This is a genomic window from Nitrincola nitratireducens, from assembly GCF_000585235.1.
In the GTDB taxonomy this organism is placed as follows: domain Bacteria; phylum Pseudomonadota; class Gammaproteobacteria; order Pseudomonadales; family Balneatricaceae; genus Nitrincola; species Nitrincola alkalisediminis.
In genome coordinates, this window is sequence record NZ_AONB01000005.1 from 19,295 (window position 1) to 41,381 (window position 22,087).

The following is a 22,087-nucleotide window of genomic DNA, read 5'->3' on the forward strand; positions in this document are numbered from 1 at the left end:
TACATATAATCAGGAGATAACGTTTAATGCGAATTATTCTGCTTGGCGCGCCCGGCGCGGGTAAAGGTACACAAGCTCAATACATAACGGAGAAGTTTGGTATACCTCAAATATCAACCGGTGACATGCTACGTGCCGCGGTAAAGGCAGGAACTCCTTTGGGTGTCGAGGCAAAAAAAGTTATGGATGCTGGTGGATTGGTGTCTGATGAAATTATCATTGGGCTGGTTAAAGAACGGATTACGGAGGCGGATTGCGCTAAAGGCTTTTTGTTCGACGGCTTTCCTCGCACAATTCCACAAGCGGATGCGTTGAAAACGGCGGGTGTGAAGATAGATGCCGTTGTTGAGATTGATGTTGACGATGCTGAAATCATCAAGCGTATGAGTGGGCGCCGAGTGCATCCAGGTTCCGGCCGTACTTATCACGTCATTTTCAACCCACCAAAAGTTGAAGGTAAAGATGATGTGACGGGAGAGGATCTGGTTCAGCGCGCGGATGATCAGGAAGAAACCGTTCGTCAACGCTTAAACGTATACCATGATCAGACAAAACCCCTGATTGATTACTACAAAGGCTGGTCAGAGCAAGAAGCTGATTCAGCGCCGAGTTATGTTTATGTTGCGGGCGTCGGAAGTGTTGAAGATATTCGCGATAAGGTATTCTCTGCCTTAGGCGTTTAATTGAATTGATTTAAGCCTAGCAAAATCTTCGTGAACCCCAGTGAGCTTTTATTGAGTTAACTGGGGTTTTTATTTTTGCTAAACTTCTGTTATGAATCTTTGCCAATGGAGGAATGTGTATGAACTTGAATGATTTAGAAGACGAACCACAACCACCTGGCAATGATGAGTGTTGTGGTGGTGGGTCCTGTTGTCCTTGCGTTTGGGATTATTACTATGAGCAACGTCGCTTGTGGAAAGAGCAGCAGGCTTCTCGTCAAACCAAGACCTTGGATGACTGAGCGTCTATTTTTTTTTTGGTAAAAATGTAACAAGCGTTTGCTATTTTGTGCGGTATCACCCGTCAACAGCGCTAAGGTTATGCACAGTATTTCTGTATAAGGCTGTGAATAACGCAAGGAAATCTGTGTAGTAACCCCCTCTAAAGCCCATGAACACTGGGGTTGAGGAAGTTGTACTTTTATTAGTCACTTGATGCTCATTTGTTGAATATCCACATCATCATACAAATACTTTTTCGAAAACCTGTATAAATGATAGCCTATGTCAACGATCACTTGCGGCATGATTGTTGTACACTTATTGTCAGTGAGCGTATGGGTAGACAAGTCGATACTCAAGCAAAGAAACACAACTCTGGACTGTGTGACGAGCGAGTGAAACTGCTAGAATAGAGCTTTATTTATCGACAGTGGAAAACAACATGTCATTTGAGCGAGTTTTTGGTCTTCATGCAATTACAACTCTACTAGAGAGAGATCCAGGTCGAATCAAAGTATTGTTTGTGCAAGAGGGGCGAGAGGATGCACGCATTTCACCTTTGTTAGAAATGGCAATTGCTCAAGGCATTTCAATTCAGAAAACAGCGCGTAAGCGTTTAGATGATATGGTGGAAGGCAGTCACCAAGGAGTGATTGCAGAATGTAAGCCTATCCAGACCTATGATGAGTCCTATTTAACGGCCCTGTTGGCGAAAGCCCCGACGAACCCACTCTTTTTGATTTTAGATGGGGTGACCGATCCGCACAATTTAGGTGCGTGCTTGCGAACGGCGGAAGCGGCGGGCGTTTTAGCGGTCATTGCCCCGCGTGATAAATCAGCGCCTCTGAATGCGACAGTGAGTAAGGTTGCGTGTGGAGCGGCCGAAATTGTTCCGTATATTCAAGTGACCAATTTGGCTCGTACTCTGCAGTCATTGCAACAGGCTGGTGTGTGGATTACTGGAACGGCAGGGGAGGCTGAGCAAACGCTATTTGAGGCTGATTTAAAAGGACCGATGGCGCTTGTGATGGGCGCAGAAGGAAAAGGGATGCGGCGCTTGACCCGAGAGCATTGTGACCAGTTAATTAAAATCCCTATGCTGGGTAGCTTAACCAGCTTAAACGTCTCGGTTGCAACGGGAGTGTGTCTGTTTGAGGTTCTGCGTCAGCGTCGTCAGTAAGATGATGAATGAGTCGTCGGTGCCATTCGGCACTCGACGACTCAGAAAATGGTTTAAGAATGAACTTGATCGTGAGTGTGCATCGCGATCATCATTTCCTCATCGGTTGGGATTACGCGGACTTGAATGGCTGATTCGGGTGTACTGATCAAGTGCTCTTGATCTGTGTTGGCCGCGTGATTCAATTGAACACCCAGCCAAGCGCATCGCTTGATGACCCTCGCACGTACATCGGCATCGTTTTCGCCAACACCACCTGTGAACACCAGCTGCTCGAGTCCCCCAAGTGACGCGGTCAAGCGGCCAACTTCTTCTGCTATGCGTAAACAGAATAAATCGATCGCCCGTTCTGCATCTGGATGCTGTGCTTTGTGTAACTCGAGCATTTCGGAGCTAATGCCACCCGAAACACCGTACCAACCACTTTCTTTGTATAAGAGGGCTTCGATGGCATCAAGATCCATTTGATACTCGCGCATCAAATAGAGTAAAACACCGGGGTCGATGCTACCGCAACGACTGCCCATCGGCAGACCCTCAACAGCGGTAAAGCCCATGCTTGAGGCAACGGATTTCTCTTGATCGATTGCGCACATGCTGGCGCCAGCACCAAGATGACAGACAATGGTTTTGAGTTTGCTAGAGTTGGAGTTGCGCAATTGTCTAACGATGTATTCGTACGACAAACCATGGAAACCATACTTCATAACACCTGCTTCACTGAGGTGTTTAGGAATGGCGTACAGGCGCTCGAGAGGATCCTGGTGCGCATGAAACATGGTGTCGAAACAACCAACAGCAGGGAGCTCAGGTAACAGGTTTTGCATGGCCCGCAACAGCATCAGATTATAAGGCTGATGTAAGGGCGCTAAAGGAACAAAGGTATCGAGTGTTTCTAAAGCGTCAGCGTCCACTTTAATGGGTTGGCTAAAGCGATTTCCACCGTGCACAATACGATGACCCGATGCAATGAGTTGATGATCTGGAAATTCGGATTTGAACCAACCTAAGACAAAATCCAGTGCCGCTTGATGACGCGCATTGCGTGCAAAGGATTGGAAGTCGAGGGTTTGGTTATCCAGCAGCTTTCCTTCCGAGGTGCTTGCACTAAAGCGGACACCCTCACCGAGAAGATTGCCAAATTTGACAATGCACAGGTTTTTTAAGCCAGTAGCTTCGACGTGATAGAGGCCGCATTTGAGACTGGATGAGCCACCATTAACGGTTAACAATGTCCGCATAGCCTTAGCTTCCTTTCGGTGGATGGTAAACCATGTGCGATGCCATGGCGCAGGAGGCAAGACGTCCGAGGGTTCCCTCAGCTCGGCTTGTTAAGATAATAGGAACTTTAGCCCCTACGGCAAGGCCAGCAGATTTTGCACCGGCTAAGTAGATCAGCTGTTTCGCAATCATGTTGGCAGATTCTAAATCGGGCGCCAGTAAAATATCGGCTTCTCCAGACACGGGGGAGTCAATATGTTTATCGATTGCCGCTTGCAATGAAATGGCATTATCAAAGGCAAGTGGGCCATCTAAAATGGCACCTGTAATCTGGCCTCTATCGGCCATTTTGCATAAGGCAGCCGCATCAATGGTGCTTCGCATGCCGGGTTTTACTTTTTCGACAGCCGCCAGAATAGCCACTTTCGGCTGTACAATGCCAAGTGAATGGCAAAAGTGTATGGCGTTTTGAATAATGTCGCGTTTGGTAATGAGATCAGGTGTCACATTTATCGCGGCATCGGTGATGATCAGTGGTTTATGATAGTTAGGAACATCAAATACCCATACATGGCTCAAGCGGCGATCCGTGCGTATGCCGGTTTGCTTGTCTAAAATCGCAGCTAAGAGTTCAGACGTGCCTAAGCTACCTTTCATCAGTGCTACGGCTTCAGCGGAGCGTACCAGTCCACAAGCACGCTCAGCGGCTTCATGGCTGTGTTCCGTGCTCACTATTTCATAAGAAGAGAGGTCGATCTCTTCTTTCTCGGCAGCAGCTCTGATTTTGTGTTCAGGGCCTACGAGTAAAGGTTCGATAAGTCCCTGTTCAGCGGCCTCAATCGCGCCCAGTAAGCTGTTGCGGTCAACGGGATGAACCACCGCCGTGCGAATAGGCGTAGCCTGTCTAGCTTGTTCAATAAAAAACTCTAATTGATCGTGAACGGGAGGCCGCTCTTTTTTTAGAGGGGCCAAGTTTAAATCAGACATAATTGTGCTCCTTGTTGAACTACTTTATATCATACTAACATTAGTATAATCATAAATGATGCAGCGCAACAAAAAGTTAATTATTAAATAGGATCAACCTTTAAGGTTGCTTGATAAGGGGGCCAACCCATGGGTTTACCACCTAGTAAATGTAAATGGATGTGATAAACCGTTTGCCCACCATGTGAGTTGCAATTAAAAACAGTACGGTACCCTGTTTCAGCAAACCCTTCTTGTTTGGCCAGTGTTGCAGCAACCCGATGCAGATGACCAACGACTTCACAGTCTTCGGGCGCAACGTCATTGAGCGTTGCTATATGCTTTTTAGGGATGATCAGGGCATGGAAAGGGGCCTGAGGGTTAATATCCTTGAAAGCCAATGCATATTCATCTTCATAAAGACGTTCGGCAGGGATTTCGTTGGCAATGATTTTACAAAACAAACAATCCATAAGGGCGCTCCAGTAAATGATGTAGGCGGGAGTATAGACGTCATGGGCATATGACCTCAAGCAACTCAGCCGAAGGAGGACATTCGTAACGTTTGGTGACCGTTCCATCTGGCAAGATAGATTCCAAGCGGACATCAAATCCCCAAAGCCTATGAAGGTGTTTCAATACCTCCTTGCTCGAACTGCTAAGGGGTTGCTTATTATGCATATAGTGACGCAGAGTTAAGCTTCGATCCCCTCTGATGTTCACGTTGTACACTTGGATATTGGGTTCGCGGTTACCGAGGTTGTACTGGCCCGCGAGGGTTTCACGTATCCGTTGGTAGCCTGTTTCATTGTGAATTGCTTTTACCTTTAACACAGGTAAGCCAGCATCATCATGTATATTAAAGAGTTTCAAGTCACGAATGAGCTTTGGTGACAAGTATTGCTGTATAAAACTTTCATCCTTGAAGTTGCGCATGGCATAGTCCAAGGATGCTTGCCAGTCGCTGCCCGCCAGTTGCGGAAACCACTCTCGATCTTCATCGGTTGGATTCTCACAGATACGACGTATATCTTGCATCATGTGATAACCCAGCGTGTAGGGGTTGATGCCTGAAAAGTGGGGGTGGTCAAAGGGGGTTGATAGATAACACTGGAATGAGAGTGCAAAAACTCCATCATAAAGCCATCATCGACTCTGCCCTCGTCGTAGAGCTGGTGCAATAGGGTATGATGCCAGAAACAAGCCCAGCCTTCATTCATGACTTGTGTCTGTTTTTGTGGATAAAAATACTGTGCGAGCTTTCGAACAATACGAATTAACTCACGCTGCCAAGACTCTAACAGAGGTGCATTTTTTTCAATGAAATAGAGGATGTTTTCTTCTGGCTCAACGGGGTAGCGTGCTTGTTGTGCATCCGCAGGCCCCTCTTTTTTAGGAATGGTGTTCCAGAGTTCATTCAGATGCTGTTGCATGTAGGCTTCACGCGAGCGTTGTCGCTCACGTTCCTCCGCCGCGGTCAGTGGACGAGGGCGCTTATATCGGTTAACGCCGTAGTTCATGAGCGCATGGCAAGAATCCAGAATCGCTTCCACTTCTTCAACGCCATGACGCTCCTCACATTCACGAATGTAGTTTTTCGCAAATAAAAGGTAGTCAATAATCGCGGAGGCATCGGTCCAGGTTCTAAATAAATAATTGCCTTTAAAAAAAGAGTTGTGTCCGTAGCAGGCATGGGCGATCACAAGCGCTTGCATACACAGTGTATTTTCTTCCATGAGATAGGCAATACAGGGATCGGAGTTAATGACAATTTCATAGGCTAAGCCCATGCGACCGCGAGAATAGTTCTGCTCTGTCTCAACAAATTGTTTGCCAAATGACCAATGGTTATAGTTGAGCGGCATACCAATAGACGAGTAGGCATCCATCATTTGTTCGGATGTGATGATCTCGATCTGGTTGGGATAGGTGTCCAAACCAAAATCCTTGGCGATACGCGCCAACTCTCGGTCAAAGGCTTCGAGGAGTTCAAAGTTCCATTCAGAGCTGATAGATAATAGCTTTGGGGATGAAGTGCTCATGAGTTCACCTCTGTACGCTTTTCAAAGAGCTTTCTGAACACGGGATAGATATCGCCGGGTTGTGTAATTTGCTGCATAGCAAACTGTTCAGAAAACTGATCTTTAATGCCCTCATATTCATACCAAAGGTTTTGATGAGGCCCTGTTGTGATCTCGACATAGGCGAAATATTGAACTAGAGGCAGCAACTTTTCTCGTAAAAGATCGCCACATAAACTCGAGTCGCCATCCCAGTTGTCGCCATCGGATGCTTGTGCGACGTAGATATTCCATTCAGAGGGTGAGTAACGGCTCTTGATGATGTCTGCTGTAAGGCTGAGTGCACCTGAGACAATCGTTCCTCCAGTTTCGCGGGAGTAAAAAAACTCTTGCTCATCAACTTCTTTTGCCAACGTATGGTGACGAACAAAGACCAGTTCGATTTGTTTATAATTGCGCTGTAAAAAAAGGTAGAGCAGGATAAAAAAACGCTTTGCCATATCTTTAATGGATTGTGTCATCGAACCAGACACATCCATCACACAGATCATGACTGCTTTACTGGATGGGATTGGGAGCCTGACTAAGTTTTGATAGCGCAAATCAAAATCGTCAATAAAGGGTAATTTTTTGACGCTTTTTTCGAGTTCAAGCAAGGCTGCTCGCAGTGCCTGAAGTCGCTCGGTTGTGTCATCCGTTACCGCTTCTTTTTCCAATGCCCAAATTTCTTTTCTAAGGGCTCGAATATCATCTCGACGATTGCCAGATAGCGCAATTCTGCGGGCATAGGCCGCTTTAAGTGAACGGACAATGTGCAGTTTATCTGGTGATCCGTGTGACGAAAATCCCGCTCTTCGCGTCTCAAAGCTCGTGGCATCTTTGAGCTCTTTTCGAATTAAGTTGGGCAGTTCGAGATCTTCAAACATAAAGTCGAGGAATTCATCCTGACTAATATTGAAGGTGAACTCATCTTCGCCTTCACCTTGATTACTGGCTTTTCCTTGTCCAGAGCCGCCGCCACCGCCTTGCTCTGGTCGTTTAAACTCATCCCCTTCAGCGAATTCTCGATTGCCGGGATAGACACGATCTGTGATACCTCCAGGACCATGATGAAAAATGGGCTCAGAGATATCCTTACGAGGAATGCTGACTTTGCCCCCTCGCTCTAGATCCGTAATCGAACGATCGTTAATCGCCTGATCGACAGCTTCTTTAATATGTTGCTTATAGCGGCGAAGAAACCTTTGTCGGTTCACCGTACTCTTTTTCTTGGCGTTTAGTCGTCGGTCGATAATATAGCTCATACAACCAGCTCCACCCGTTGCAGCTAGGCTGAACGGGTTTCCAATTACTGAGATTTACGTACACGAATGTACCATTCGGATAACAGTCTTACTTGTTTCTCGGTGTAACCACGTTGGATCATGCGTTTTACAAATTCACTGTGCTTTTTCTGATCATCTGAGGATGCTTTTGCGTTAAATGAGATAACAGGAAGCAGGTCTTCAGTATTGGCGAACATTTTTTTCTCAATCACAGAACGCATTTTTTCATAGCTATTCCATGTTGGATTCTTGCCGTTATTATTGGCACGCGCCCGCAACACAAAGTTGACAATTTCGTGGCGGAAATCTTTTGGGTTGCTGATGCCCGCAGGTTTTTCGATTTTTTCGAGCTCCTCATTGATACTTTGTCTATCAAGGATGTCTCCTGTTTCGGGATCACGGTACTCCTGATCTTGAATCCAGAAGTCGGCATAGGTGACATAACGATCAAAAATGTTTTGCCCGTACTCTGAGTAAGACTCTAGGTACGCGGTTTGAATTTCCTTCCCTAAGTACTCGATGTATTTAGGTGCTATGTACTCTTTTAAATAGCCTAAATATCGATCTTGAATCTCTGTTGGAAACTGTTGTTGTGCAATCTCTTTTTCAAGAACGTATAACAAATGCACAGGGTTGGCAGCTACTTCAACAGGGTCAAAGTTGAACACTTTAGAGAGAATTTTAAAGGCGAAGCGTGTCGAGAGACCGTCCATGCCTTCATTGACGCCAGCGGAGTCCTTATACTCTTGTAAGGATTTTGCTTTAGGGTCGGTGTCCTTTAGATTCTCACCATCGTAAATGCGCATTTTTGAGTAGATGCTTGAGTTTTCCGGTACTTTAAGACGCGATAGAACCGTAAACTGAGCCAGCATATTTAAGGTATCGGGTGCGCAGGGCGACGCTTTTAGTGAGCTGTTTTCAAGCAGTTTGGCGTAAATGTTGATTTCTTCAGTGACACGTGAGCAATAGGGCACCTTAACAATATACACACGATCAATGAAGGCTTCGTTGGTTTTGTTGTTTTTAAAGGTTTGCCATTCGGACTCATTTGAGTGAGCAAGAATAATGCCGTCAAATGGAATGGCTCCCATTCCTTCTGTGCTGTTGTAGTTTCCTTCTTGAGTGGCTGTTAATAATGGATGCAGCACCTTGATGGGTGCTTTAAACATTTCAACGAACTCCATAATTCCTTGGTTAGCACGACACAAGGCGCCTGAAAAACTATAGGCATCTGGGTCATGCTGTGGATACTCTTCTAGCTTACGAATGTCGACTTTACCGACCAAGCTGGAAATGTCTTGGTTGTTCTCATCGCCTGGCTCGGTTTTGGCCAATGCTATTTGATTCAGAATAGAAGGGTAAAGTTTGACCACTTTGAAGCGAGAAAGATCACCCCCATACTCATGAAGCGTTTAACGGCCCAAGGTGACATAATGCCGCGTAAGTAGCGACGAGGGATTCCGAAGTCCTCTTCTAACAAAGTGGCATCTTCTTCGGGATTGAACAACCCTAGGGGCGATTCAAAAACCGGCGAGCCTTTGATGGCGTAAAAAGGGATTTTCTCCATTAAGTGCTTTAAGCGTTCGGCGAGAGAGGATTTGCCTCCACCGACAGGCCCAAGTAAGTACAAAATTTGTTTCTTCTCCTCTAGCCCCTGTGCGGCATGTCGGAAGTAGGAAACTATGTTTTCGATGGCATCTTCCATTCCATAAAATTCAGAAAAGGCTGGGTAGCGCTTGATGACTTTGTTGGAGAAAATGCGACTTAACCGAGGGTCTCTCGAGGTGTCAATGACTTCGGGTTCGCCGATGGCTTTTAACATGCGCTCAGCCGCATTGACGTAGGTAAGCGGGTCTTCTTTACAGAGGTTAAGGTACTCTTGCAGGGTCATTTCCTCCTGCAATACCGAGGTGTAGCGAGATTTGTAGTGTTCGAAAATACTCATTGATCACCTTCCTGTCGTAGCTGAAGAACTAGCACTTTACATAGAGGGGTATATAAAGTTTAGACTCATGGATATCAGGGCTGGTTCAAGTTCTTTTCTTGAATGTGTAATTAAGTGTAGCGTATTTCCTTAAGATCATTATTCAATTTATAGTTTATTTATAAAGATAAATACGAAGATAATCAATGAAGTGATCAAGGTCTTTTAGATGAGTAGGGCTGTTTTTTGAAGGGGACTAGAGAAAAACCAAAGCCGCGATAAGCACGGCTTGGTTTTAGAAAGGTGTAGGTGCCGTGTGTTACGATGTTTCGCGAGCAATGGCGCGATAGCCAATGTCCTGGCGGTAAAATGCCCCATCCCAATGGATCATTTTGGTTAAGGCATAGGCTTTCTGCTGTGCATCCAGAACGCTGTTACCCAAGGCAGTAACGCAGAGAACACGTCCACCTGCTGTAACGGCTTGTCCGTTTTCAAGACGGGTTCCGGCATGAAAGACGCGACATGACTCAGGTGTGGAATCTGGAAACGAAATGACATCCCCTTTACGGTATTCTCCAGGATAACCACCGGCTGCCATCACTACACCAACAGCGCAACGTGAATCCCATTCGGCTGTAACCTGATTGAGTGTTTTATCCAGTGCGGCGTTGCATAAGTCAACAAGACTGGATTGTAAACGCATCATAATCGGTTGTGTTTCAGGATCACCAAAACGGCAGTTGTACTCAATGACTTTTGGAGCCCCCGTCGCATCAATCATCAAGCCCGCATATAAGAATCCGGTATAGGGCATGCCTTCAGCGGCCATTCCTCTAACCGTTGGCATAATGACGTCACGCATGACGCGATCATGGATTTCAGGCGTGACAACAGGTGCAGGTGAGTAAGCCCCCATCCCACCCGTATTGGGGCCAGTATCGGCATCGCCAACACGTTTATGATCTTGGCTGGTTGCCATAGGGAGCACATGTTCACCATCGACCATCACGATAAAGGATGCTTCTTCGCCTTCCAGAAACTCTTCAATGACAACACGGTGTCCTGCGTCACCAAAGGCATTACCGGCAAGCATGTCTTTAACCGCTTCCTCAGCTTCTGCAAGGGTCATCGCAACGATGACGCCTTTGCCCGCTGCTAGACCATCTGCTTTGATAACAATCGGGGCCCCTTTTTCTTGAAGGTAGGCCAACGCTGAGTCTACATCTGTAAAGTTTTGGTAGTCGGCGGTTGGGATCTGGTGTCGAGCCAAGAAGTCCTTGGTAAAGGCTTTTGAGCCTTCCAGTTGAGCGGCTGCAGCACTTGGGCCAAAAATTCGCAGGCCTTCCGCTTGAAAACGATCAACCACGCCGGCAACGAGAGGCGCTTCTGGGCCAACAATCGTTAAGTCAATGGATGTGTCTTTTGCAAATTGAATTAAGCCATCGATGTCCAATACATCAATCGTAACGTTGGACATTTTCTGCTCAGTTGCCGTAGCGGCGTTACCTGGAGCAACGAAGACTTGTGTAACGCGTGTGTCTTGTGCAACTGACCAAGCTAAAGCGTGCTCACGCCCGCCTGAGCCGATAATCAAAATGTTCATTGCTTGTTCCTGTAATTGAAGGCCCATTAGTGACGGAAGTGACGCATGCCCGTAAAGACCATTGCCATGCCATGTTCGTTTGCAGCATCAATTACTTCTTGATCACGCATTGAACCGCCTGGCTGAATAACCGCCGTGATTCCCGCTTCGGCTGCAGAATCGATGCCGTCTCGGAACGGGAAGAAGGCGTCTGATGCCATGACCGATCCCTTGACTTCCAATCCTTCATCAGCGGCTTTAATGGCGGCGATACGTGCCGAGTAGACACGGCTCATTTGTCCGGCGCCAATACCAATGGTTTGACCATCGCGTGCATAAACAATCGCATTGGATTTGACAAACTTAGCCACTTCCCAGCAAAAGAGCAAATCACGGATTTCTTGCTCACTGGGTTGACGTTTGGTCACGATCTTAAGCTGTGAAGCATCAATCATGCCTAGATCACGATCTTGGATGAGTAAACCGCCGTTGACGCGTTTGTAATCCAAAGATTTGGACGGATGTGAATCCCATTGTCCGCATTCGAGTAGGCGCACGTTGGGTTTTGCAGCCACAATTTCAGAGGCTTCTTGGGTAACAGAAGGGGCAATAATCACTTCAACGAATTGACGATCCACAATCGCTTGGGCAGTTTTTCCATCCAACTCACGATTGAAAGCAATAATGCCGCCAAAAGCCGAGGTTGGATCAGTCAAAAAGGCGCGGTTATACGCATCCAAAAGGTTCTCGCCGATGGCCACACCACAAGGATTGGCATGTTTTACAATCACACAGGCAGGGTCACGGAAAGGTTTGACACATTCCAGAGCCGCATCGGTATCGGCGACATTATTGTAAGAAAGGGCCTTGCCTTGCACTTGTCTTGCCGTGGAAACGGAGGGCTCAGATGGGTTGGCTTCAATATAAAATGCCGCTTTCTGGTGAGGGTTTTCGCCATAACGCATTTCTTGAGCTTTGATGAATTGCGTATTGAACGTGCGCGGAAACGCTGATGGGAGCTCTTCATCACCCTCGATAATGGCGCCAAGATAGTTGGCAATCATACCGTCATATGCTGCAGTATGCTCGAAGGCTTTGACGGCAAGATCGAAGCGTGTTTTATGAGACAAGCCTTGATTTTCATCCAGTTCTTGAATAATAACGTCATAGTCTGATGCGTTGACAACGATCGCGACATCTTTATGATTTTTAGCCGCTGAGCGCACCATGGTCGGTCCACCGATATCGATATTTTCGATGGCCATGGCAAGGTCGCAATCTGGACGGGCAATGGTTTGAGCAAAGGGATAAAGATTGACAATCACCATGTCAATTGCCGAAATATTATGTTCTTGCATAATGGCATCGTCCTGACCTCTACGGCCGAGGATGCCACCATGAATCTTAGGGTGCAGGGTTTTGACACGACCATCCATCATTTCTGGAAAGCCTGTGTAATCAGAGACTTCAACCGCACTAATTTGGTTTTCAAGTAAGAGTTTGTAAGTCCCACCCGTTGATAAAATTTCAACACCACGCTCAGTGAGGGCGCGTGCAAAGTCAAGGATTCCGGTTTTATCGGATACACTGATCAGTGCACGACGCACTGGGGTGATAGTTTGCTCAGACATAAGGGGTTCCGGCCAGCAATTGATGGTTCAAAAATTAAAGCAATCCGTACTGTTTTAGTTTTTTGCGCAGGGTTCCACGATTCAAACCCAGCAGCTCAGACGCTTTGGTCTGATTGTCTTTCGTGTAAGCCATAACGCTTTCAAACAATGGAGCTTCGATTTCAGACAGTACCATTTGGTAGACATCTGTAACCGGTTGGCCATCGAGTTGTTTGAAGTAGCTTGTCATGGACTGATGAACACTGTCCCGCAATGTTTGCGGAGGTGTGGTCTGTTGTGCAGTTGAGGCTTGTTTCACGATTTTATTGTCCATTGCGTTCATAAGCGTATCCCGATGTCAGGCGGCAGCGGAATTGGTCGAGGCTAAAAAAAGCACCAATTCGTTTACTTGCTGTTCTGCTGTGTCAATTGAATTAAAAAATTTCCGGAACTCGGATCCTGTTTGCTGTACGTTCAGATACCAGCCTATGTGCTTTCTAGCAATTCGAACACCTAACACTTCACCGTAAAAAGCATGTAAAGCCTGTAGGTGCTCAAGCATGATGTCATGGACTTCCTGGGTCTCAGGCGGTACTGCATATGTACCTGTTTTCAAAAAATGATCAATCTCTCGAAATAACCAAGGTTGGCCTTGGGCCGCACGCCCGATCATAACGGCATCAGCACCTGTCTGTTTTAGCACGTCAGCTGCTTTATTCGGTGAGTCAATATCCCCATTTGCAAAAAGGGGAATGTCGATAACCTCTCGAATTCTGGCTAACGTTTCGTATTCAGCTTGGCCACGATAGGCATCAGCACGCGTCCTGCCGTGTACGGCTAAGGCTTGAATACCCGTCGCTTGAGCCATTTGAGCGATTTCGATGCCATTTTTGAGCTCGGATGACCAACCTGTTCTCATTTTTAGGGTCACAGGGACGTCGACAGCACTCACAACAGCTTCCAGAATCTGTTTTACTAGCTCAGGTTCACGCATCAACGCCGAACCTGCTGCGCGGTTACAGACTTTTTTGGCAGGGCAGCCCATATTGATATCAATAATCTGGGCGCCGCGCTCGACATTCATTTTAGCAGCATAAGCCATCATGTCTGGATCTGATCCAGCAATCTGGACAGAGCGAGGGCTGGTCTCACCTTGATGGTCTAAGCGAAAGGCAGATTTATGGGTTTTCCAAAAGCTGACATCGCTAATGACCATTTCGGAAACGGCAAGTCCCGCTCCCATTCGTCGGCATAATTGACGAAAGGGTCTGTCAGTGATCCCCGCCATAGGCGCCAGAATAACTTGGCTATTTATGATGTAGGGACCGACCTGAAACATACTTAACCTTAAAAATGAGTCAAAAAAATATCTGTCCGGTGCAGTTACACCAGAAAAAAAGAGCATTCACGGAAGGTGGGTAATGATACCGCTTCTGGCCGAGGGCTCCAAGTCGATTCTGATGATTTTTTGATCTAAAGATCAGTTTGTTTAGTGAGAGGGCAGAATGTTGAGGGTATAGCCTAAGTGGCCTTCAATGGGTTTCATCATTTCGAGTCCAACCTCAAGTCGCTGTTTTGTTGGCATTCTTTGGGGATCAAACAGGGGAGAGTTGAGATATTCTTGAGGCCTGAAGGCGCGTACCGCAACTTGTGTATTTTTTTGATCCGTAAAAGAGAGGCGCAGGACTGGGAAGGGTTGCGAAAAATGCGCCGTGTTTTCAATCACCAAGCTTGCAATCAACCCATCTGGTTCACGAGGGTGCTGCCTGATGATCAGTTGATGAGACACAATTTCCTGATACGCCTTATGACTGGGTAGGTCGCAATTCATCAATACGCAAATGACCTGGTAGGCACTATCAAGTGCTGGGTACTTGGCCAGAGATTGACGTTCAAACCATAAGACTTGAAAAGTTAGGATTAGAATACCCAAAAAGCACATGAGCATAATGGGTAGATCATTGCTTTTGGGCTGTTTGAAGTCAGGGTTGCGTAGATTCAGCGGTTCCGCTTTTATATCTAAAAACGGTTTGCCCTGAAGGGCTTCCGTATCGATCTGAGCGGTGTTTAGTTGACGAAGTTGAGATGCAAGCTGAGATAAAGGTTGCTCGATAGCGTTTGAATTCGGCGTTTGCTGTGGTGCATGCAGATCATTGGCTAATTTGATTGCGTCAGATGCATCGTCGGAATCATTCGTCTGGGCAAACAACGAGGTGTTGATGTTGTTTTCATCATCTGACGATGGGGGTTTTAGAAAATCTGTTGAGTGTGAGCCGATGTGGGGGTTATGACCCACATCGGTTGTTTCCGGTGAGTCTGTCCATGTCGGTGTTTCGGGCAGAGCATCAAACACACTCAAGCACTTCCCACACCGAACCTTTCCCGAAGCTATTTTTAGGTGGCCAGGCGTAATTTTGTATTGCGTATGGCAGTGAGGGCAGTGGGTGGTAATCATTTCTATATTCACGAGCGGCGCGTACCACTGAGGCGAATCCAGCCTTCTTTTTCGACAGGAGCTTCCATAATAAAGCTGTTGCTGTAGGTGTCAATCAGTTCATCGGCTTGAGCAGACAGTAAGCCAGACAGTAAAAGCTTTCCGCCGGGTTTAACTAATTTAGAGAGCGTAGGACATAAGCTATTGAGTGGACCTGCTAAAATGTTTGCAACTAGGATGTCCGCCATATCCGTAGGCATCGATTCGGGATAAAACGTGTGAAGAAGGTCACCGTGCAGTCCGTTTCTTAGTAAGTTGTCTTGGGTGGCTGACAAGGCTTGCGGGTCTATATCGACGGCATGTACTGATTGTGCGCCTAACAGGAGTGCGGCAATCCCTAGAATGCCGGAACCGCAGCCATAATCTATGACAAACTTATCATTTAAATCTTCGGCATCTAGCCATTCCAAGCATAGGGCGGTGGTTGGATGGGTGCCTGTTCCAAACGCTAACCCCGGATCGAGAAGTAAATTGACTGCGTTTGGGTCAGGGACCGGTTTCCAGCTTGGGCAGACCCATAGGCGTTGACCAAACTTCATTGGATGGTAATTGTCCATCCATTCACGTTCCCAGTCTTTATCTTCAAGTATTTCGGCTTTGATACTAGGAAGGTTTTCAGAGTCAGGCCATGTTGCCATCTGCTCTGCTTTGATCAATGCGAGGGTTTCATTTAAATCATATTCGGCATCAAACAACCCCGTGACGATGGTGTTGGACCATAAGGGGGTTGTACCTAAGTCGGGCTCGAAAATGGGTTCATCTTCTGCGTCTTGGTAACTCACGACGGCGCATCCAGCCGCGAGAAGAATATCCTCGTATTGTTCAGCGCAGTCGGGTGTAGTTGATAACGAAATTTGTAACCAGGGCATGATGACTCCAATAACAACAGAATGCGCAAAGTATCGCTTAATCAAAGCATGATGTCAGCCGTTCTTCTGTCTGAAGGTGGATAAAAACCTAGGGTGTAAGAGGCGTTTACGTAATTACACAAAAAAAACCCGCTGTTAAGCGGGCTTTTCTGAATCAAAGACCGAGCTTTTTCTCAAGATAATGAATGTTCACACCACCGTTTGCGAAATTGCTGTCGCGAACAATATCCTGATGAAGTGCGATATTGGTACGAATACCATCAATCATCGTTTCATCAAGTGCGTTTTTCATTCGACGTAACGCTGTTTCTCTGTCCTCACCATAGGTGATGAGCTTAGCAATCAGCGAATCATAATGAGGTGGAACGGTGTAACCATCGTATAGATGAGAGTCAACGCGAATACCGTTACCGCCTGGGGCATGGAAGTGTGTGACTTTGCCTGGGCAGGGAAGAAACGTTTTCGGGTCTTCAGCATTGATGCGACACTCGAAGGCATGCCCGCGTAGAACAATATCTTCTTGCTTGAATGACAGCGGGAGACCGGAAGCGATGCGTAATTGCTCTTTTACAATATCCACACCTGTGACTTGCTCTGTTACCGGGTGCTCGACCTGAACACGCGTGTTCATTTCGATAAAGTAAAATTTGCCATCCTCATACAAAAACTCAAATGTACCCGCACCGCGATATCCAATGTGAATACAGGCATCAACACAGGCTTTGAAAACAGCCTGGCGTGCTTCTTCATCAATCATCGGTGCTGGAGCTTCTTCGACGACTTTTTGGTGGCGGCGCTGCATTGAGCAGTCACGGTCAAATAAATGGATAGCATTGCCTTGACCATCAGCCAGTACCTGCACCTCAACGTGGCGAGGTCTCTCTAAGAATTTTTCCATATAGAGGGTGTCATCACCAAATGCCGCACCCGCTTCTGAGCGAGTGACATGAATGGCATTCAGGAGATGGGCTTCGGCTTGAACAACACGCATACCGCGCCCGCCACCACCTGCTGCGGCTTTAACAATCACAGGGTAGCCAATTTTGCGAGCGATCGCGAAAAGCTCATCATTGTTGTCTGGAAGAGGGCCATCTGATCCAGGCACTGTCGGTACACCGGCTTTTTTCATCGCAGCAATGGCTGAAACCTTATCCCCCATCAGGCGGATAACATCAGCAGTTGGGCCAATGAACGTAAAGCCAGAACGTTCTACTTGCTCAGCAAAAAGAGCGCTTTCAGCTAAAAAACCGTATCCAGGATGTATGCCAACCGAGTCTGTGACTTCAGCTGCGCTGATCAGTGCAGGAATATTTAAATAGCTTTTAGCAGAGGAGGCCGGTCCAATACAAACGGCTTCATCAGCGAGGCGTACGTGCATCAAGTCACGATCGGGCACAGAATGAACTGCAACAGTTCGAATGCCCAACTCTTTACATGCTCGCAGAATTCGCAAAGCAATTTCACCACGATTGGCAATCAGAACTTTGTCCAGCATCTTGGAAAGATCCTTACGTTAAATTGAGGGCTTAGACGATTGTGAACAGAGGTTGATCAAACTCAACGGGTTGTCCATCTTCAACCAAAATCGCTTCAACAACACCCGATTTGTCTGCTTCAATCTGATTCATCATTTTCATGGCTTCAACAATACAGATGACATCGCCAGCTTTAACTGTTTTACCTACTGCGGTAAAAGCAGGTGAGCTAGGTGATGGCGCACCGTAAAACGTACCGACCATCGGTGAACGGATGACGTGACCTGTAGATGCAGCAGGTTCAGCCGCGGGTGCTGCAGCGCTGACAGGAGCGCTTTGTGTAGCAGGGGCTGGCGCTGCACTCATGTAATGTGGAGCGGGCTGGTAAACAGGTGCGCTAATGCTTGAGCCGCGACTAATGCGAACCGACTCTTCACCTTCTTTGATCTCAATTTCGTTGATATTGGATTCTTCAAGTAGTTCGATCAGTTTTTTGACCTTACGAATATCCATTCTTTAGCTTCTCTGTAGTCATGGGGTTGATCGCGTGTATTTGAACACAAATTGAACACCTAAGCCTCTCGCACTCTTATCCTTGTTAATTAAAAGGTAAGATTTTTCCATCTCAAGACCTAGCTTGAACGTGCAGCTTGCGTCTTTCGTGCAAGTTTTGTAGAGGATTTGGACTGCTTTTCGCATTCAAAAATATTGGATAATTTTGCCTTAAATTAAGACCAGTGTCTATTTGTATGGAATATTTTTGTGTGTTAGCGGCTAGTTAGGCGAAGTTAAGCGCATTTTGTTAAGATCAATCGCTTTTATATCGGCTTAGATGTTCTTTGGCTTCAACAACGTTGACCCGTGCGTTGATTTTAGCGATAGTGCGTTGCATTAAAAGCGAACGTCAGCTTGTTGAAGTTGGCTCTGGAGAGGTGGGTATGATCAGAGTGGTGTTCAACCAGAAAGGTGGAGTGGGTAAGTCCAGCATTGCGGTGAATTTGGCTGCAATTAGTGCAACAAAAGGGATCAAAACGCTGATTATTGACCTAGATCCGCAATGCAATTCGACGCATTACTTACTGGGTGATGATGCAAACTTGCCGCAAACAGATGTTAAAGATTTTTTTGAGCAAACATTAAGTTTGCAGCTTCGGCCTCAGTCGCCCTTGCAGTTTGTGCATCCGACACCTGTTGAACATTTGTCACTAATGCCTTCGAATCCTGAATTAGGTGATTTGCAATCGAAGCTAGAGACGAAGCATAAAATCTACAAGCTTCGTGATGCATTGGTTGAGTTGAAAGAACACTTTGACGCCATCTACATCGATACACCGCCTGCATTTAATTTCTTTACACTTTCGGCACTGGTCGGTGCTGAGCGCTGTTTAATCCCCTTTGATTGCGATGAGTTTGCGCGCCAAGCGTTATATAGCCTACTCAACAATGTTCAAGAAACACGAGTAGATCACAACTCAGCCTTGGTTGTTGAGGGAATCGTCGTCAATCAGTTTCAGCCGCGTGCTTCTTTGCCGCAGCGCTTGGTCGCAGAATTAGAGGCTGAAGACGTGCCTGTGATGAAAACCCGTATTTCATCCTCGGTCAAAATGAAAGAGTCGCATAATGCGGCGCAACCCTTAATTAAAATGGCGCCAACCCATAAGTTGACGCTGGAGTTTATCGCACTATACGAAGAGCTGCATGGGTGATGCTTTACATCCCTTTTACGGCATAAATACCGGGAGCGTTTCGCCAGTAACCTTTGTAATCCATTCCATATCCGAAAATATAGCGGTCTGGTATCTGTAAACCGACAAAGTCTGCCACTAAATCTGGGCGGGCTTTTCGGTCATGCTGCTTATTGATCAGAACCGCACTATAGACTTGGCTTGCACCTTGCCCATGACAGTATTCTAGAATTTCGGCAAGCGTGTGCCCTTCGTCCAGAATGTCGTCCACAATCAGCACAGGCCTATTTTTGAAGTCAATCATTGGAGGAACTTTCCATTCGAGTGAGTGACCCGATGTGCTATTTCGATAGCGAGTTGCATGTAAATAGCTGGCTTGTAAAGGAAAGGTTAGTTGTGTGAGGAGTTGGCCTGTGATGACAAGGCCACCATTCATAACGCTGAATACCACAGGGTTTAATTGGCTTAATGCGTCGGTAATGTCTTTTGCCATATGGGTAATGGCATCTTCAACCTGTTGCTGAGTGAAGAGAAGGTCTGCTTCATCAAAGACGTTTTTAATTTCGTTCAACTCAGGCATGGTCATCTTGTATCTCACTTCATATTCAAAAGGTATCTCGCTGCGCAATTCGCAAACGATGCACTCAAAAAATGCAAACGATACTGACCTATTATGAAAAGGGCAATATAGAATATTCAATGATCTATTCAGACAGTTGTTGAAAGTCAGCGGACTTTCCCTAAAAATGCATACCATGGCTCGCCGTTGTGTAGTCGCCAACAATTACCAGAGAGGTTTTCATGAGTGTTCACGAAATACGCCACCCCTTAGTTCAGCATAAATTAGGTTTGATGAGATCTGTGCACAAAAGCACACGGGGTTTTCGTCAATTGGCCGCTGAAGTTGGGTGTTTACTGACCTATGAAGCGACGAAGGATCTTGAATTAGAGCCTTATGAGTTAGACGGTTGGGCAGGGCCCGTGACGGCCGAGCGCATTAAGGGTAAAAAAATCACGGTAGTGCCTATTTTAAGAGCCGGTTTGGGAATGCTGGATGGCGTCTTGGAGTTGGTTCCCAGCGCTAAAATATCGGTTGTTGGTGTGTATCGTGATGAAGAGACGCTTGAGCCTGTTGCGTATTTTGAAAAGCTCGCAAGTGATATAGATGCACGTATGTCGTTAATTGTTGATCCTATGTTGGCGACAGGTGGGTCCATGATTGCCACGATCGATATGTTAAAAAAAGCGGGTTGCACCAGTATTCGCGCTTTAGTATTAGTGGCAGCCCCTGAGGGGATCGCGAAGGTACAAGCTGCGCATCCAGATGTGGATATCTTCACGGCATCGGTTGACTCTCATTTGAATGAAAAAGGCTACATCATTCCGGGCTTAGGTGATGCCGGTGATAAAATTTTTGGCACTAAGTAGGGGAATATAATGGTTAGCGAGAAAGACGGGACAGAAAAGGCCATGCACTGGCGAACCGCTTTAGCGGGTTCACAAATGCTCTTTGTTGCCTTTGGTGCGTTGGTCTTGATGCCTTTATTAACAGGTTTGGATCCCAGTGTTGCCCTGTTTACGGCAGGCATTGGAACCCTGTTGTTTCATTTTGTGACAGGTGCAACTGTTCCCATTTTTTTAGCCTCTTCATTTGTATTTATCGCGCCCATCATCTTTTCGGTTCAGAGTTGGGGGGTGCCTGCAACGATGGGTGCTCTCTTAGCTGCGGGTGTGGTGTATATGTGCCTTGGGCTTTTCGTGCGTTGGCGTGGTCCTGGGTTTTTGCATCGTCTTTTGCCGCCTGTCGTGATAGGCCCTGTTATTATGATTATTGGCTTGGGTCTTGCACCTATTGCTGTGAATATGGCGATGGGAAAGGCGGGGGATGGTTCGTTTGAGATCTTTCCTTATCAAGATGCGATCTTGGTCTCAATGATTTCGTTGGTGACAACGGCCGCCGTCGCCGTTTTTGCCAAGGGGATTTTTCGACTTTTGCCTATCTTGTGTGGTGTGGTCGTTGGCTACCTTGCTGCACTTTGGATGGGAATGGTTAATTTTGATGCTGTCCGAGATGCCCCTTTGATTGCAGTGCCTGGATTTATCATGCCTGAGTTTCATTGGCAGGCCATTCTTTTTATGATCCCCGTTGCGATTGCACCTGCGATAGAACATGTGGGTGACGTTCTGGCGATCAGTAAGGTGACAGGAAAAGATTATGTCAAAAAGCCTGGGTTGCATCGCACATTGTTTGGCGATGGCCTGGCGACATCCGCAGCCGCGATGTTTGGTGGTCCGCCGAATACGACTTATTCGGAAGTTACTGGGGCCGTCATGCTGACGCGCGCATTTAATCCAATTATCATGATTTGGGCGGCAGGATTTGCCATCCTGTTAGCATTTGTTTCTAAGTTTGGTATGTTTTTGCAGACCATTCCGACGCCTGTCATGGGTGGGATTTTGATTTTATTGTTTGGTTCGATTGCGGCGGTTGGTATGAATACGCTGATCAAAGCGCGCGTGGATATGGCAGAGCAGCGTAACCTCGTAATTGTCGCGACCGTCTTGGTGTTTGGAATAGGGGGGATGGCATTAGGTGATGGTGAGCTTAGCTTACAGGGTGTCAGCCTTTGCGGCATTGTTGCGATTGTGCTGAATTTGATTTTGCCGTCCTCAGCACAAGAGGCCGATGATCTTCATGTTGAACAGGAGGTAGTTGAGGATTTAGTTGAGCACGGGCGTCGAGATTAATCGACGTCCGTGATGTGCTCGGCATCTAGTATCTAGATGCCGA

At 46.7% G+C, this 22,087-nt stretch carries 19 protein-coding genes and 2 pseudogenes; 6 read left to right on the top strand and 15 right to left on the bottom strand.

Going from position 1 to position 22,087, the window contains the following annotated elements:
* Window positions 1-26: 26 nt before the first annotated feature.
* From adk to rlmB, 3 genes are all read left to right on the top strand, one after another.
* Window positions 27-683: an adenylate kinase gene (adk, locus tag D791_RS06260; RefSeq protein WP_036509293.1), complete on the top strand. Its 657-nt coding sequence runs from the start codon at window positions 27-29 to the stop codon at window positions 681-683.
* Window positions 684-802: 119 nt separating this feature from the next.
* Entirely contained in the window at window positions 803-964 is a 162-nt protein-coding gene (locus D791_RS19560; RefSeq protein WP_193364995.1) for an oxidoreductase-like domain-containing protein, read from the top strand.
* A 422-nt stretch (window positions 965-1,386) separates the two neighbouring features.
* Complete coding sequence (gene rlmB, locus D791_RS06265) at window positions 1,387-2,124, top strand: 23S rRNA (guanosine(2251)-2'-O)-methyltransferase RlmB (RefSeq protein ID WP_036509295.1); 738 nt, start codon at window positions 1,387-1,389, stop codon at window positions 2,122-2,124.
* Between the two features lie 53 nt (window positions 2,125-2,177).
* Here the strand turns inward: rlmB and D791_RS06270 are convergent, their stop codons facing one another.
* The 14 genes and pseudogenes from D791_RS06270 to accB form a co-directional block, all read right to left on the bottom strand.
* A complete protein-coding gene (locus D791_RS06270) occupies window positions 2,178-3,365 on the bottom strand; it encodes an acetate/propionate family kinase (protein WP_036509296.1) in 1,188 nt (395 codons plus the stop codon).
* A gap of 4 nt (window positions 3,366-3,369) precedes the next feature.
* A complete protein-coding gene (locus tag D791_RS06275) occupies window positions 3,370-4,332 on the bottom strand; it encodes a bifunctional enoyl-CoA hydratase/phosphate acetyltransferase (RefSeq protein ID WP_036509297.1) in 963 nt (320 codons plus the stop codon).
* Window positions 4,333-4,415: 83 nt separating this feature from the next.
* Window positions 4,416-4,784, bottom strand: coding sequence for a histidine triad nucleotide-binding protein (locus tag D791_RS06280; RefSeq protein WP_036509298.1), 369 nt, complete (start codon window positions 4,782-4,784; stop codon window positions 4,416-4,418).
* 40 nt (window positions 4,785-4,824) lie between these two features.
* Window positions 4,825-6,353: pseudogene (locus D791_RS06285) on the bottom strand (SpoVR family protein).
* Window positions 6,350-7,636 (bottom strand): YeaH/YhbH family protein, encoded by a 1,287-nt coding sequence (locus D791_RS06290; RefSeq protein ID WP_036509299.1) that lies wholly within the window; start codon window positions 7,634-7,636, stop codon window positions 6,350-6,352. Before D791_RS06290 ends, D791_RS06285 begins: the two are co-directional and overlap by 4 nt.
* Before the next feature lie 44 nt (window positions 7,637-7,680).
* Window positions 7,681-9,602, bottom strand: a pseudogene (locus D791_RS06295) (PrkA family serine protein kinase).
* Window positions 9,603-9,900: 298 nt separating this feature from the next.
* Window positions 9,901-11,184, bottom strand: coding sequence for a phosphoribosylamine--glycine ligase (gene purD / locus D791_RS06300; RefSeq protein ID WP_036509612.1), 1,284 nt, complete (start codon window positions 11,182-11,184; stop codon window positions 9,901-9,903).
* Between the two features lie 26 nt (window positions 11,185-11,210).
* Complete coding sequence (gene purH / locus D791_RS06305) at window positions 11,211-12,794, bottom strand: bifunctional phosphoribosylaminoimidazolecarboxamide formyltransferase/IMP cyclohydrolase (RefSeq protein ID WP_036509302.1); 1,584 nt, start codon at window positions 12,792-12,794, stop codon at window positions 11,211-11,213.
* A 34-nt stretch (window positions 12,795-12,828) separates the two neighbouring features.
* Window positions 12,829-13,107, bottom strand: coding sequence for a DNA-binding transcriptional regulator Fis (fis, locus tag D791_RS06310; protein WP_051514318.1), 279 nt, complete (start codon window positions 13,105-13,107; stop codon window positions 12,829-12,831).
* Between the two features lie 24 nt (window positions 13,108-13,131).
* Complete coding sequence (gene dusB / locus D791_RS06315) at window positions 13,132-14,112, bottom strand: tRNA dihydrouridine synthase DusB (protein ID WP_036509306.1); 981 nt, start codon at window positions 14,110-14,112, stop codon at window positions 13,132-13,134.
* Window positions 14,113-14,262: 150 nt separating this feature from the next.
* Window positions 14,263-15,228 carry a DUF3426 domain-containing protein gene (locus tag D791_RS06320; RefSeq protein ID WP_272944814.1) on the bottom strand — a complete coding sequence of 322 codons (966 nt, stop codon included), beginning with the start codon at window positions 15,226-15,228 and terminating at the stop codon, window positions 14,263-14,265.
* 8 nt (window positions 15,229-15,236) lie between these two features.
* Window positions 15,237-16,136 (bottom strand): 50S ribosomal protein L11 methyltransferase, encoded by a 900-nt coding sequence (prmA, locus tag D791_RS06325; protein ID WP_036509310.1) that lies wholly within the window; start codon window positions 16,134-16,136, stop codon window positions 15,237-15,239.
* 154 nt (window positions 16,137-16,290) lie between these two features.
* The gene (gene accC, locus D791_RS06330) at window positions 16,291-17,631 is read right to left on the bottom strand and encodes an acetyl-CoA carboxylase biotin carboxylase subunit (protein ID WP_036509312.1); all 1,341 of its coding nucleotides are present in this window, start codon (window positions 17,629-17,631) and stop codon (window positions 16,291-16,293) included.
* Window positions 17,632-17,662: 31 nt separating this feature from the next.
* Window positions 17,663-18,124, bottom strand: coding sequence for an acetyl-CoA carboxylase biotin carboxyl carrier protein (accB, locus tag D791_RS06335; RefSeq protein WP_036509314.1), 462 nt, complete (start codon window positions 18,122-18,124; stop codon window positions 17,663-17,665).
* Window positions 18,125-18,549: 425 nt separating this feature from the next.
* On the opposite strand from accB, the gene D791_RS06340 reads away from it, so the two are divergent.
* The gene (locus D791_RS06340) at window positions 18,550-19,317 is read left to right on the top strand and encodes a ParA family protein (RefSeq protein WP_036509614.1); all 768 of its coding nucleotides are present in this window, start codon (window positions 18,550-18,552) and stop codon (window positions 19,315-19,317) included.
* 4 nt (window positions 19,318-19,321) lie between these two features.
* On the opposite strand, the gene D791_RS06345 is transcribed toward D791_RS06340, so the two are convergent.
* Entirely contained in the window at window positions 19,322-19,882 is a 561-nt protein-coding gene (locus tag D791_RS06345) for a hypoxanthine-guanine phosphoribosyltransferase (protein ID WP_036509316.1), read from the bottom strand.
* Between the two features lie 215 nt (window positions 19,883-20,097).
* On the opposite strand from D791_RS06345, the gene upp reads away from it, so the two are divergent.
* Together upp and D791_RS06355 are read left to right on the top strand one after the other, a co-directional pair.
* A complete protein-coding gene (gene upp / locus D791_RS06350; RefSeq protein WP_036509318.1) occupies window positions 20,098-20,724 on the top strand; it encodes a uracil phosphoribosyltransferase in 627 nt (208 codons plus the stop codon).
* A gap of 9 nt (window positions 20,725-20,733) precedes the next feature.
* Window positions 20,734-22,044 carry a uracil-xanthine permease family protein gene (locus D791_RS06355; protein ID WP_051514307.1) on the top strand — a complete coding sequence of 437 codons (1,311 nt, stop codon included), beginning with the start codon at window positions 20,734-20,736 and terminating at the stop codon, window positions 22,042-22,044.
* Window positions 22,045-22,087: the final 43 nt, after the last annotated feature.